A 12819-nucleotide genomic window follows, 5' to 3' on the forward strand; every position below is an offset into this window, starting at 1 on the left:
TCCGCACCTGCGCAGGTGCCCTCGGGTGAAGGGTGATCATCGCCGAACATTGGGGCAATTGAGAGCACGAGAGAGACGGGGCTTCTGACAGGATCGTCAGCAAGGAAAACATCAGCCGCATGTCCGTGCTCGGGCGGGCCGAGCCGATCCTCACCACAGGAGGACGAGCCGTGGCGGATTATAGAGAAGCATTTGTCGGAATCGATGTTGCGAAGCTGAAGAACGCTTTTGCAATTGCGGAGGCAGGCCGGGAAGGAGAGGTTCGGTTCTTCGGTGAGGTCGACGCGTCGGTGACCAGCATGCGGCGGGTCATAGGCCGGATCGCCAGCCGCTTTGATTACGTGCATTTCTGCATTGAGGCTGGGCCGACCGGGTACGGCCTTTATCGCCTGATCCGGTCGCTCGGGCACGAGTGCACGGTGGTTGCACCATCATTGATACCGAGGAAGCCCGGCGATCGGGTGAAGACGAACCGTCGAGACGCCATTTCCCTTGCCCGGCTATTGCGCGCCGGCGAGCTGACCGCGGTGTGGGTACCCGATGAAGGGCACGAGTCCATACGGGATCTTGTTCGCGCGCGGGCGGCCGCGGTCGAGACGCTGCGGGTCCATCGCCAGCAGGTGAGCGCATTCATGCTCAAGCACGGCCGTAGCTATCCGCGAAAGAAGAGCTGGACGATGCGCTATCTACGCTGGCTTCAGGAACAAAGGTTCGATCATCCCGCGCATCAGATCGCACTCCAGGAGATGGTCGAGGCGGTGCGCGTGTCGAAAGAGCGGGTCGAGCGGCTGGAGCGTGTGATCGAAGAGTTCGTCCCGGCCTGGTCGCTGGCACCGATCGTGTGGGCGCTTCAGACATTGCGTGGGGTAGACCTGATTGTCGCCGTGACGTTCGTCACCGAAGTCGGCGACGCCAGCCGGTTCGAAAGCCCACGCCAGCTCATGGGATATCTCGGTCTGGTTCCCGGCGAGCGCTCAACCGGGGAGACAGTCCGGCGCGGCGGCATCACAAAGGCAGGCAACGGTCGGGTTCGCCACATGTTGGTCGAGAGCGCCTGGACCTATCGACATCCGCCCAAGGTCGGGAAGGCGAAGCTATACCGATTGGAGCAGGCATCACCGAAGGTGTGCGAGATCGCCTGGAAGGCGCAGTCCCGGCTGACAGCCCGCTACCGCATGCTGAGCGCTCGGGGCAAACGGACAACGGTCGTCTGCACCGCGATCGCCCGTGAACTGGTCGGCTTCATGTGGGCAGTCGCAAGGGAGGCGCGCGTCACCTGATCGCTCGCCGCGACGGCGCACATATCGCGCATGGGCGGAGGCGGGACCACGGCAGGGGAATGCCCGTCAGACGCTTTGTGGCCGGCGAACCGCCGACGCCCGCAGTAAGATAGGAACAGCCCCGGACGCACAATCGGGAATGCGGTAGTTAACCCGCGCATCAGAGCTTGATCAACGACGTCCTTCAGTTCCGCCTCCACCCATGCGCGATCCTCAGAATGAGCAGCCGTCCTCGGATCGGGCGACCTCCTGCGTTCCAAACCTTGACAGCGGACATCAGAGCGCTGTTCTCAGGCCACGGCCTTGAGCTCCGGCGGCGTCATGTAGCCCACGGGAGGAGATCGTTGATCTGGCTGTTGGGGTGGCCGCTGACGATCCTGGTGAGCACGTCTGCCAGATAGCCGAGTGGCTCGACGCCGTTGAGTTTGCAGGTTTCGACCAACGATGCGACGACGGCCCAGTGTTCGGCGCCGCCATCCGATCCTGCGAAGAGTGCGTTCTTCCGGTTGAGCGCGATCGGGCGGATCGAGCGTTCGACGGTGTTGCTGTCGATCTCGATGCGGCCGTCATCAAGGAAGCGCGACAGGCCATCCCAGCGCGAGAGCGCGTAGCGGATCGCCTCGGCGAGTTTTGTCTTCTGGCTGATCAGCCCGAGTTTCTCGCGCAGCCACGGTTCGAGATCGGCGACGATCGAGAGGCTCTTTTCCTGACGCACGGCGCGGCGCTGCTCGGCCGATCGTCCACGAATGTCGTCTTCGATCCTGTAGAGTTCAGCGATCCGTCTCAGCGCCTCGCTGGCGATCGGCGCGGGACCGGCCGCGGCGAGTTCGTAGAAGCGCCGGCGCACATGCGCCCAGCAGAAGGCGAGCGTGACGCCGCTCTTGTCGGCGAGCACGCGATAGCCGCCATAGCCATCGACCTGGAGGATACCGGTGAAGCCCGCGAGATGGGCAATCGGTCGCTCGGCCTTTCGGTCCGGCGCATAGACATAGGCGACGCCCGGTGGGTCGGCTCCATGCCATGGCCGGTCATCGCGGGCATAAGCCCAGAGCTGCCCGGTCTTGGTCTTGCCGCGGCCGGGATCGAGCACCGGCGCGGTTGTCTCGTCGGCGAAGAGTTTTGGCGAGGACTTCAGCTTGCCAAGCAGCCGCTCGTGCACCGGACGCAGATGCCAGGCGGCGCGGCCGACCCAGTCGGCGAGCGTAGAGCGATCCAGATTGATGCCTTGCCGAGCATAGATCTAGCGCCTGACGGTAGAGCGGCAAGTGATCGGCATATTTGGAGACCAGAACCTGCGCGACCGTCGCTTCGGTCGGCAGGCCGCCTTCGATCAGCCTTGCGGGCGCCGGAGCTTGCACGACAACGTCCTCGCAGGCGCGACAGGCATATTTGGGCCGGCGCACCACGATCACGCGCAGCTGCGCCGGAACGATGTCGAGCCGCTCGCTCACGTCCTCGCCGATCCGGTGCAGGGGACAGACGTGATCGTCGATGTCGACGATCGTTTCGATGCGAGGAAGATGCGCCGGCAGCGCGCCACGGTTCGCTCGGCGCTTTCCTGCGCGCTCAATGCGTTCGCGCGGGTCGGCACGTTCGGTCGCCTCCTCGCCGGCGGCCTCGATCTGCTCGGCTTCTTCCAGACCCAGCAGCAACTGGTCTTCCGGCAGGCTCTCGGCGCGGCGGCCGAAGCGGTGACGCTGCAATTCCCGGATGATCTGGATCAGCCGCGCATTCTCGACGTCGCGCGCCAAGACCATCGCCTTCAGCGCATCCGGATCGTCGGGAAGCTGGTCCGCCGTCATCGCCATGAGCGGATCAGACCATATTCGCCGGCACCGGGCGACAGAGGAATCCGGACTGATTCACTTGGTCGCGGATCAGCCCGCCTGCGCCGGAACGCGCGTCTGGCGAGCTTCATGGACCGTCGCCAGTCGAGACCTTCGAGCAGTGCCGACAGCTGCGCGGCCGTCAGCTGCATGATCCCGTCCTGCACCTTCGGCCAGCGGAACTCGCCGTCCTCAAGGCGCTTTGGCGTAAAGGCAGACTCCTGTGCCGTCCCAGAAGATCAGCTTGATCCGGTCCGTCCGCTTCGCACGGAACACGTAGATCGCGCCGCTGAACGGTTATGTGGCGCGCCACATAACCGCATTTATGCGTCGGGCGAGATTATGTGGCGGAGCCGCCCTGACGCCCGGCAGGGCCGGCCAAACCCAGCTTGCCTCCGCCACATAATATTTCATGCCTCTCTCATGGGGCGCGGGATTCCCCTGCGCCACAATGCCGGAGGGGCAGAATGCTCGAGTTCTATTTTTCGTATTGTGGGGTGCTCAAGCGCCTGCGCAGCGGCGCACTCGGTGGCGAGATGGATCGCCTCGCGAAGCATTTTTTCACGCTTGGTTATAGGCGAGCGACCGCCAAGATTTACCTGAGCCGGATTGCGCGCTTTAGCCAGTTTGCCGCGACGCGCTGTGATCCGATGCCGATCCATCAGGATGTCGTCGATAGCTATTTGTGCACGTTTACGACGGATTCTCCACGCATTGGAGCAGTGTCGGCGCTGGGACACGCACTGCGAGTGGCTCCGGAGCGATTCATTGCCTCCGTTCCCAGTGTAGATGCTGACCCGGATGCTCCGCTTCTGGCTTCCTTTTCGGACCATCTGGGCAGGGTGCGGGGCCTGGAGCCGAAGACCCGCGAAGGCGTTCTTCTGGGCGGCCGCCGCTTTCTGGATTGGTTCCGCCATCACCATCCCGGCCAAGACCTCGAGGCGTTGGCGGCCGAGCACGTCCTCGCTGCCGTCGAGCATCGGCTGTCGCTATCGGCGACCTCCGGCACCCCGCACGGCAGCGACTTCTCACATCCGAACATTTCTTCGGTTTTTGTGTTGGGCTGGCCACCATGACCAGGATCTCGCCGGCGTCGTCCCAAGGACGCCTCATTGGCGTTTGGCGCATTTGCCACCGCGCCTTGCATGGGATGACGTTCGGCGCGCAATCGACGCGATCGGCGCAACGACGCCGGTCGACATCCGCGATCCAGCCGTCCTGCTACTCGCCACCACCGGCATTCGCAACGGCGAGCTCCGCGCCATTCAGCTGCAGGATATCGACTGGCGAGCTGGCGAGGTTTTTGTCCGGCGCACCAAGGGCAAGCGTGATCGCGTGGCGCCGCTCCTCGAGGAGACCGGCGCCGCGCTCGCCGACTACATCCTGCGCGCGCGACCGAAGGTGGATAGTCCGTATCTATTCCTGTCCTTCACGCCGCCCTTGGGACCGTTCAAGTGCGCGTCGCCTGTTTCGAGGATCGTACGGAAGCGGTTGCGGCATGGCGGGATCGAACTCGGGCGGGTCGGAGGTGCGCATCTTCTGCGCCACAGCCTTGCCACCCAGCTTGTCAGGCAGCGAAGGCCGATCAACGAGGTCGCCGATCTTCTCGGGCACCAGAGCATCAATACAACGGCGCTGTACGTAAAGGTCGCAACCTCGCAGCCCGCCGAGGTCGCACTCCCCTTTCCGGGAGGCGTCGCATGACCGCCTTCGCCCGATTCCTCGGCGAGAAGGCCGAGCGGTACATCGAGTTGCGCCACTCCCTCGGCTACGCCTTCAGCAAGCAAGCCGGCACGTTGCGGGCTTTCGTCCGCTACGTTGAGCGCGCTCAGCTCGATGCTCCCGCCACTCGAACGATGGCGCTGGATTTCGCCTTGTCGTTCGGCGGCGCCGCCAACAGCCGCGTCACTCGCCACGGCGTGCTCCGCCAGTTTTACGAGTGTCTCGCCGTCTATACGTCCGAACCGAGGCCTTGGAGCGCAGAGCTTTCCCCAGATCTAGAGCGATTACGCCTCCGCGTATTCTCACCGACGCTGAGTTGGCGTCGCTCATCGACGCATGCGCCCGCATTTCGCCAAGCACCCCTCTCAGAGGGCGGACGATGGCGACGCTGATCGGATTGTTGGCGAGCTCGGGGCTGCGATCGGGCGAAGTGGTCAGGCTTGATCGTTCCGACGTCGATCTAGCCAACGGGGTGCTCCTCGTTCGGAAGACGAAGTTCCGCAAGGACCGTCTCGTTCCAGTTCACACGAAGACCCAAACAGCCCTTCGTCAATATGTGCGTGAGCGCGATGCTGCTTTTCCCACGCCCAAGGACCAGGCCTTCTTCCTCAGCTCCCGAGGCAACCGCCTCTCGGCGACCGGCCTGCAAAACGGTTTTGCTGAGGCCCGCAAGCTCGCCCATCTTGATGGCGGCAAGCCGTTAAGGCCACACGATCTCAGGCACCGTTTCGCCGTGACCCGCCTCAGCCTCTGGCACCAACAGCGCGCAGACGTTCAGGCGCTGCTCCCGTTGCTCGCCACATATCTCGGTCACGCCAGCTACAGCGATACAGCCTACTACCTCATTGGCTCGGCGGACCTTCTCGCCATTGCGGCGGAGCGCGCCTTCCTCGATGGAGGTGCAGCATGAGCGAACATTTGCTCCGGGCGCCGCTCCTGGAGTCATACTTTCGCCGGCGCTTGAACAAGCAGCGCAACGCGACTCCCGCGACCGTGGCCAGCTATCGCGATGCCTTGCGCATGCTGATCCTCTTTGCCGCCGCCCGGTTGCGGAAGAAGCCGGCGGCGTTGACGCTCGAAGATCTCGACCGAGACCTCGTTCTCGCTTTTCTCGACGATCTCGAGGAGAAGCGGAACAATTGCGTCGCCACGCGCAACGCCCGCTTGGCCGCGATCCGATCTTTCTTCCACCACGTCGCTGCTGCCGACCCGGCGTCCTTCGGCGTCGCCCAACGTGCTGACGATTCCCATTAAACGGACGCACATTGAGGTGACGTACCACCTCACCAAGGCCGAAGTGGACACCCTCATCGCGGCACCCGATCCAAAGACGCCCCGTGGTCGGCGCGACCGAGCCTTTCTGCTCTTCTTGGCACGGACCGGCGCCCGGGTCTCCGAAGCCACCGGCGTCAACGCAAACGACCTTCAGTTGGAACGGCCGCACCCGCAAGTGCTGCTGCGCGGCAAAGGGCGCAGAGACCGCGTCGTCCCCATTGCTAAGGACCTCGCGCGAGCGCTGACAACCTTGTTGAGCGAGCGCGGGATCGCCCATCACGAGCCGCGACCGATATTCGTCGGCGCCCGCAACGAGCGGCTGACCCGTTTCGGAGCGACCCATATCGTGCGGCGTGCGGCCGCCGAGGCCGTGGCTATCAGGCCGGCGTTGGCCGACAAGCCCATATCGCCGCACATCTTCCGGCACTCCCTCGCCATGAAGCTTCTCCAGTCCGGCGTGGACCTTTTGACGATCCAAGCCTGGCTCGGGCACGCACAGGTCGCCACGACCCACCGCTATGCCGCCGCGGATGTCGAGATGATGCGCAATGGATTGAGAAGGCGGGCGTCGCCGGCGACCACGGCGTGCGTTTCCGACCGAACGACGCCGTTCTGCAACTGCTGAACAGCATCTAAATATTATGTGGCGGAGGCAAGCTGGGTTTGGCCGGCCCTGCCGGGCGTCAGGGCGGCTCCGCCACATAATCTCGCCCGACGCATAAGAACGGATCGGCGCCCATCGTCTCGCGCACCAGCGCCGCCAAGCCCTCCGCGCCCTTGCGGAAGCCCACCGGTTTCGTCGCCACCATCACCTTGACCGCACCCGTCGGCCTGATCACGACGGCGCCTTCAGCGCACGGATCACCGCCGCCACCGTCCTGGCGTCGGCGCCACGGCCGACCCGCATCGCAACGCCGTCGATCTCCAACTCGATCACGCCGGCATCCCGGGCGGCTTTCCGTTTCCGCGGCTTCGGCGGACCCTTTGCAGGTGTCTCCGACATTGGCGCCGCAATCACCGCAGGAACAAACAATGGCTCCGGCGCCGGCGCCTCTCCCAACGGCAGACGCGCGGCCCGACGCCAGGCGAACAGCTGCTGCGGGGACAATGCATATCGCCGGGCCACCGCGCTCACGGTCTCGCCGGCATCGTAGCTTTCCGCCACGATCCGCGCCTTCTCCTCCGGCAACCATGCGCGACGCCGGCCGGAACCCGTGAACACCTCGAAACGTCGCGCGGGCTCGTGATCGCTGGATTTAAGCGTAAGCTCTGAAATCGTCAATCGAAGCCCTCAAAGGCTCCGAACATCGTTCCTCACGACCCCGCGCGAAAGGTGGCACCGGAACAGCGCTCTGATGTCCGCTGTCAAGGTTTGGAACGTAGGGGTCCGGCCGATCGAGAGGTCGGCTGTTCATTCTGATGATCGCGCATGGGTGGAGGCGGAACTGAAGGACGTCGGTGATCAAGCTCTGATGCGCGGATTGGTTACCGCATTCCCGATTGTGCGTCCGGGGCTGTTCCTATCTTACTGCGGGCGTCGGTCGGTCGATTTGCCGGCCACAAAGCGTCTGACGGGCATTCCCCTGCCGTGGTCCCGCCCCCGCCCATGAGCGATGGATGTGTGTCGCGTGCAGCGACTAGATCAGGTTGCGTGCGCCTCCCTGGCAACAGCCCACATGAAGCCCACCAGTTCGCGGGCTATCGCCGTGCAGACCACCGTCGTCTTCTTGCCTCGTCCGCTCAACATTCGATAGCGGGCCGTCAGTCGGGCCTGCGCCTTCCAGGCGATCTCTCTCACCCCTGGCGGCGCCTGCTCCAGTCGATACAGCTTCTTCGCGCCGACTTTCGGCGCATGCCTATAGGTCCATGCGCTCTCGACCAGCATATGACGAACGCGGCCATTCCCTGCCTTGGTGACACCGCCCCGTCTGACGGTCTCTCCGGTCGACCGCTCACCAGGAACAAGGCCAACATAGCCCATGAGCTGGCGCGGGCTTTCGAAACGGCGCACGTCGCCAATCTCGGTAGCAAACGTCACGGCAACGATCAGATCCACACCACGTAATGCCTGCAGCGCCCGCACGATCGGCGCCAGCGACCAGGCTGGAACGAACTCCTCGATCACACGCTCAAGCCGCTCGGCCCGCTCTTTCGAGAAGCGAACCGCCTCGACCATCTCCTGGAGCGCAATCTGATGTGCGGGATGATCGACCTGCTGCGCCTGCAGCCAGCAGAGATAGCGCATCGTCCAGCCCTTCTTTCGCGGATAGCTACGGCCGTGCTTGAGCATGAAGGCGCTCACCTGCTGGCGATGGACCCAAAGTGTCTCAACTGCGGCCGCCCGGGCGCGGACGAGATCCCGCATGGCTTCGTGGCCTTCATCGGGAACCCATACCGCCGTCAGTTCGCCAGCGCGCAGCAACCTAGCCAATCCGAGGGCATCCCGGCGGTTTGTCTTCACGCGATCGCTGGGCTTCCTCGGAATCAGCGACGGAGCGACTACGGTGCATTCGTGACCCAGCGAACGGATCAGCCGATAGAGACCATAGCCGGTCGGGCAGGGCTCGTAGCAGAAATGGACTCGATCGAATCTGTTGGCGATCCGCTGGATAACTCGGCGCATGCTCTCATCCGAGGCGTCGACCTCGCCGATGAAGCGAACTTCTCCCTCCCGGCCAGCATCCGCAATCGCGATGGCGTTCCTAAGCTTTGCGACATCGATTCCGACAAATGCTTCCCTATAATCTGACACGGCTCGTCCTCCTGTGATGAGGATCGGCTCGGCCCGCCCGAGCAACCCTCGGACGCGCAGTGTAGGGCGAGCCACCTCACCGGCAGAAGTGGACATACGGTCTTACGTTGTTGTAGGGATTGCCTCTGCGGCCTATCGATCCGATCAGACCTTCGGCAAGAACAGCCGGTAGATCCCTGCAGCACATTGCGAGCCGCGACCAGGAAATGGGGAATTGGGTTTGGAGGTGGTCTTCTCCGATTGGTGGCAGCTCTCAACGCGGCGACCGTCAGGCGCGCAGCCGACAATCAAGAGCGACCAAGCATCGAGGGACGGCGACGTAGACGAAGCAGGTCGGCAGCGCGACATAGGCATGCCGCAAGCCCAGAGCTGGTCCGGACCGGCCGGTATGATCTGCTTCACCAGTTGGGGTTCACGTCGATGCCTTGCTAACCGCCGACGCGCAATAGCCGTAGAACTCGGATGCGTCGCAGGTCGCGAACATCGCCCCGAGTGCAGGTGCCATCGACCCGCTTATACGGCCGGTCATAGTAGGTCGTGAGCGATGCCATCAGTCGGCATCTTCCGCGCTGGAGATGTTGGGGCCTTCACGCTGGCGCTGCGCTTTTCAGAGCTCCCTTTAGTAACTCCAGTTCCGGAGCCTGGTTGCCGACGAGCCGCTGAAGGGCAGCAGTTCGGGCCCCGTATTCGCGCCTGAGATGCTGCGCGTTCAGAGCGCATAGTCTTCCGGTTCGACCGCTTCGATCGTCAGCTGGCCCTCAGTGATGTAATCTGTAGTTATGCGGGCCGACCCGCAGGCCATCGTCCAGCCGAGCGGCCCATGGCCGGTGTTCAGGAACAGATTGCTGTAGCGGGTCGGGCCGATCACAGGCGGACCGCCCGGCGTCATCGGGCGCAGGCCGCTCCAGTTTAGAACGGAGTCGGCATTCACGTGGTCCTTGAGCTCCGGCAGCATTCTAAAGCCATCATCAAGGACACGCAGCCCTTCTTTGATGTCAACCGCGTTATCGTAGCCGGCGAACTCGGCGCGACCGCCCAGCCGCAGGCGATCACCCATAGGCGTGATCATCGCATGGAGGCCGTCGTCCATGATCGGACGTGTCGGCCCTCCTTGCCAGCCGTTTAAGGGAACGGTGATCGAATAACCCTTTACTGGAATGATCGGCAGATGGATGCCGAGCCTGCTCGAGAATTTTGGGCTGTAGCTACCAAGCGACAGAACGAAGACGTCCGCCTGGATCTCTCCCTTGGTCGTATGAATATGTGAAATTTTCGTCGTGCTTCCCCGCTTGATATCGAGGACTTCGGTGTCCATCAAGAACTTTGCGCCATACGCCTGTGCCACTCGCGCGATCTCGTTTGTGAACTTGTGAGCATCACCGCTTTCATCATCAGGGAACAGAACAGCGCCGGCGTAGCGGTCGATGACCGGCGCGACGCAGGGTTCCTTTTCTAGGATCTGAGCCTTGTCGAGCTTCTCGAAGACCACGCCCCATTCTTCCATCTCCCGGCACATCTGGAGAAACTCGGACATCCGACCCTGAGGAGGAAACATTCGCATCGTTCCGCGGACGGTCTGGTCGTAAGTGAGCCCCTCTTCTGCGCGGATAGCACGCAGGGTCTCAAGGCTGAGCCGCGCTAGCCGGATGTTGGCGATCATGTTCGCCTTGTGCATACGGGCCGTAGAATTGGCGAAGAACTTGAGACCCCAACCGATCATCGAAGAGACAGCGCTCGGTTGGATCTTCAGCGGCGAATTGGCGTCGAAGAGCATATTCCCGAGATTTTTCATCGTGCCGGGGGAGTTCCAAGGACTAGAGTCGCTTGGGTTCATCAGACCGCCGTTCGCGAAACTGGTTTCCATGCCGGGGCGGTCCCGACGATCAATCACGATGACGTCAAGGCCAGCCTTTGTCAGCATGTAGGCAGTCGTGCTTCCAATGACGCCAGCTCCCATAACAACAACTTTCATTCTCCGTGCCTGCCTTTCAGAAGTCTTTGTTCGGCTCTAATGGCCCAACCGTATTCGGGCCTAGCCACGCTGCGCCGGCGTTTGCAATCTGCGTCAGCACGTTCTCATTCACCGACGGCTGATGCCAATACCGGCTCGAATTTTGGAATCGAGATATCATACGCAAAAGAGACCAAGCGACTCGAGCGCAGTGACCTCGACCAGCATCAGTCGAAAGAGGCTCGGGCCCTGCACGCGGCGAGGTCGGCGCAGAACGGTCCGTCGATCACTTCCTACACGCGGCGGGCTCTGGCGAGCAACGGTGAGCTTTTACATTAGTCGAGTCTGTCAGGATCTTTCCAAGTTCTCCACTCGTAGTTGCGAAGTGTGATATACCCAGGTCCAGATCCTATCAGGTAGTTGGGATTGAGTGGCGTTTTGCCAAGCGGCGTGCAGATTACATATTGCGGCACGGCAAAACCGGTGGTGTGCCCACGCAAACTCTCAATAATGTGCAACCCGGTATTGATTGAAGTTCTGAAGTGCTCCGCGCCCCGGACCAAGTCCGCATGGTACAAATAGTATGGTCGCACACGCGCCATAAGGAGTTTGTGGACCAACTCTTTCATCACCTCGACCGAGTCGTTGATGCCTTTCAAGAGTACCGATTGGTTGCCCACCGGAACTCCCGCTTCAAGCAACCGTTCGATAGCGAGTTTCGCTTCAGGCGTGACCTCATTGGGGTGATTAAAGTGAGTATTAATCCATATTGGATGGTACTTTTTGATCATCTGACAGAACTCGGGCGTGATACGCTGTGGCATCGTTACAGGCGTTCGAGTGCCGATTCGAATTATCTGAACGTGCGGAAGATGCCTGAGCCTTGACAAGGCGTACTCTATCTTATTGTCGCCCATCATCAGCGGATCACCTCCACTTAACAGTACGTCCCGAATCTCTGGCCGCTCGGCTATATATGCTATTCCTTTGTCAATGAGATCTCGATTGCTGACGATCGCGTTTCGGCCCGCGCGAACCTTGCGTGAGCAGTGTCTGCAGTAGATGGCACACAGATTGGTAATATGAAAAAGTACGCGATCTGGATATCTATGAACGATGCAACTCACTTCGGTCTTCCCCTCCTTCCAAAGAGGGTTTTCGGAATCTACACCCGATCGGTGAAATGAGGCGAGCTGATCAATATGGAAGACATCGTCAAGTTCCTTGATGTTAGGGATAGCCTGTAGGCGAACTGGATCGTTTGGATCCTTCTTGTCGATTAGCGAGAGGTAATAAGGTGTTACCCGAAAAACATATTTTTCACCGACCTTGCGGAAAACTTCTTCTTCTTCCGGCGTAATATTTATATGGTCCTTCAATGCATCCAAAGTGGTTATGCTATTTGAAAGTTGCCAACGCCAGCTGTCCCATTCGCTGTTTCGCGTGTCTACTGCGGCCGTTTCTGCCACCATGCCACACCTCCATTCGAGTCACTTATCTGTAGATACATTCGCGATATGCGGTTGGCTCCGAGAAAATCAGGAGAGTTTTCCGAACTAAATCCCGAAGTAGATACCCTGGTATTCTGACTTTATCTTCTGGACGTTGGAGTACAAAAAGGTAATGACGGGTTCAAATCGTCAAGCCCCGGTAGATGGATTCGGCAATGGCCGCGCAGCTTGAAGCTTAGTTAGCCGAAACGGCGCGCGCAGCGTAAAAATGGGCACCTCTGCGCAGCCGCACTCTCGAACGCTGTGCACTTCAAGCAACGTCCAAGAGCCTTTACATCTTTAGCCCCTGTGTTTCTGCGTGGGACGAGGATCCGCTTTAGGCCTAATCGGTGTCAAAAGCCTTTCGCATGCCGATCGGCGAGTGCCGGTTCGGGTCATTGAAAGTCAGATCCGCCGGCGAGATCTGCGCTAGTGTGTCATAGCCGCTCGCCCGTTGCTCTTGCTTTATCAAGCACCTGGAAAGCCCAATAATGCGCGTTTTCCTCGTAGTATCTCGCATCGC

At 61.4% G+C, this 12819-nt stretch carries 13 protein-coding genes and 3 pseudogenes; 7 read left to right on the forward strand and 9 right to left on the reverse strand.

What is annotated here, in order from left to right; genetic code table 11:
* The first annotated feature begins 170 nt into the window (after positions 1 to 170).
* A complete protein-coding gene (locus tag CIT31_RS30120; RefSeq protein ID WP_095521544.1) occupies positions 171 to 1280 on the forward strand; it encodes an IS110 family RNA-guided transposase in 1110 nt (369 codons plus the stop codon).
* 319 nt (positions 1281 to 1599) lie between these two features.
* Here the strand turns inward: CIT31_RS30120 and tnpC are convergent.
* The 3 pseudogenes from tnpC to tnpB (CIT31_RS36225) form a co-directional block, all read right to left on the reverse strand.
* A pseudogene (gene tnpC / locus CIT31_RS30125) lies at positions 1600 to 3088 on the reverse strand (IS66 family transposase).
* A pseudogene (tnpB, locus tag CIT31_RS36220) lies at positions 3079 to 3294 on the reverse strand (IS66 family insertion sequence element accessory protein TnpB); the annotation flags it as partial. The pseudogenes tnpB (CIT31_RS36220) and tnpC, both read right to left, overlap by 10 nt.
* A 4-nt stretch (positions 3295 to 3298) precedes the next feature.
* Positions 3299 to 3391 (reverse strand): annotated as a pseudogene (gene tnpB, locus CIT31_RS36225) (IS66 family insertion sequence element accessory protein TnpB); the annotation flags it as partial.
* A 182-nt stretch (positions 3392 to 3573) separates the two neighbouring features.
* Between tnpB (CIT31_RS36225) and CIT31_RS30135 the strand changes: the two are divergent.
* Genes CIT31_RS30135 through CIT31_RS35560 form a run of 6 tightly spaced genes read left to right on the forward strand, consistent with a single transcriptional unit; the run spans position 3574 to position 6728 of the window.
* Positions 3574 to 4182 carry a site-specific integrase gene (locus CIT31_RS30135; protein ID WP_095521540.1) on the forward strand — a complete coding sequence of 203 codons (609 nt, stop codon included), beginning with the start codon at positions 3574 to 3576 and terminating at the stop codon, positions 4180 to 4182.
* A gap of 52 nt (positions 4183 to 4234) precedes the next feature.
* Positions 4235 to 4810 (forward strand): site-specific integrase, encoded by a 576-nt coding sequence (locus tag CIT31_RS30140; RefSeq protein WP_236379316.1) that lies wholly within the window; start codon positions 4235 to 4237, stop codon positions 4808 to 4810.
* On the forward strand, positions 4807 to 5220 hold the full coding sequence (locus CIT31_RS35545) for a hypothetical protein (RefSeq protein ID WP_245316525.1): 414 nt from the start codon (positions 4807 to 4809) through the stop codon (positions 5218 to 5220). The genes CIT31_RS30140 and CIT31_RS35545 overlap by 4 nt, the downstream gene beginning before the upstream one ends.
* On the forward strand, positions 5145 to 5738 hold the full coding sequence (locus tag CIT31_RS35550; RefSeq protein WP_236379318.1) for a tyrosine-type recombinase/integrase: 594 nt from the start codon (positions 5145 to 5147) through the stop codon (positions 5736 to 5738). The genes CIT31_RS35545 and CIT31_RS35550 overlap by 76 nt, the downstream gene beginning before the upstream one ends.
* Entirely contained in the window at positions 5735 to 6082 is a 348-nt protein-coding gene (locus CIT31_RS35555) for a site-specific integrase (protein WP_236379320.1), read from the forward strand. The genes CIT31_RS35550 and CIT31_RS35555 overlap by 4 nt, the downstream gene beginning before the upstream one ends.
* The gene (locus tag CIT31_RS35560; RefSeq protein ID WP_245316526.1) at positions 6063 to 6728 is read left to right on the forward strand and encodes a tyrosine-type recombinase/integrase; all 666 of its coding nucleotides are present in this window, start codon (positions 6063 to 6065) and stop codon (positions 6726 to 6728) included. Before CIT31_RS35555 ends, CIT31_RS35560 begins: the two co-directional genes overlap by 20 nt.
* 58 nt (positions 6729 to 6786) lie before the next feature.
* Here CIT31_RS35560 and tnpB (CIT31_RS36230) read toward each other — a convergent pair whose 3' ends face one another.
* The 6 genes from tnpB (CIT31_RS36230) to CIT31_RS34725 form a co-directional block, all read right to left on the reverse strand.
* Positions 6787 to 6942 carry an IS66 family insertion sequence element accessory protein TnpB gene (gene tnpB, locus CIT31_RS36230; RefSeq protein ID WP_135906183.1) on the reverse strand — a complete coding sequence of 52 codons (156 nt, stop codon included), beginning with the start codon at positions 6940 to 6942 and terminating at the stop codon, positions 6787 to 6789.
* Positions 6939 to 7385, reverse strand: coding sequence for an IS66-like element accessory protein TnpA (gene tnpA, locus CIT31_RS30155; protein ID WP_245316527.1), 447 nt, complete (start codon positions 7383 to 7385; stop codon positions 6939 to 6941). The genes tnpB (CIT31_RS36230) and tnpA overlap by 4 nt, the downstream gene beginning before the upstream one ends.
* Positions 7386 to 7745: 360 nt before the next feature.
* Complete coding sequence (locus CIT31_RS30160) at positions 7746 to 8855, reverse strand: IS110 family RNA-guided transposase (RefSeq protein WP_095521546.1); 1110 nt, start codon at positions 8853 to 8855, stop codon at positions 7746 to 7748.
* 709 nt (positions 8856 to 9564) lie between these two features.
* On the reverse strand, positions 9565 to 10827 hold the full coding sequence (locus CIT31_RS30165; protein WP_095521542.1) for a D-amino acid dehydrogenase: 1263 nt from the start codon (positions 10825 to 10827) through the stop codon (positions 9565 to 9567).
* A gap of 314 nt (positions 10828 to 11141) precedes the next feature.
* Positions 11142 to 12278, reverse strand: coding sequence for a KamA family radical SAM protein (locus tag CIT31_RS30170; protein WP_095521543.1), 1137 nt, complete (start codon positions 12276 to 12278; stop codon positions 11142 to 11144).
* Positions 12279 to 12639: 361 nt separating this feature from the next.
* Positions 12640 to 12819: hypothetical protein (locus CIT31_RS34725; protein WP_206073435.1), on the reverse strand; the 180-nt coding region annotated here is incomplete at its 5' end.

It is taken from the genome of Mesorhizobium wenxiniae (assembly GCF_002284535.1).
Lineage (GTDB): Bacteria > Pseudomonadota > Alphaproteobacteria > Rhizobiales > Rhizobiaceae > Mesorhizobium > Mesorhizobium wenxiniae.

Coding starts and splice junctions, on each gene's coding strand:
- CIT31_RS30135 (WP_095521540.1), top strand. CDS start 3,574: ATGCTCGAGTTCTATTTTTCGTATTGTGGGGTGCTCAAGCGCCTGCGC.
- CIT31_RS35545 (WP_245316525.1), top strand. CDS start 4,807: ATGACCGCCTTCGCCCGATTCCTCGGCGAGAAGGCCGAGCGGTACATC.
- CIT31_RS35555 (WP_236379320.1), top strand. CDS start 5,735: ATGAGCGAACATTTGCTCCGGGCGCCGCTCCTGGAGTCATACTTTCGC.
- CIT31_RS30165 (WP_095521542.1), bottom strand. CDS start 10,827: ATGAAAGTTGTTGTTATGGGAGCTGGCGTCATTGGAAGCACGACTGCC.
- CIT31_RS30170 (WP_095521543.1), bottom strand. CDS start 12,278: ATGGTGGCAGAAACGGCCGCAGTAGACACGCGAAACAGCGAATGGGAC.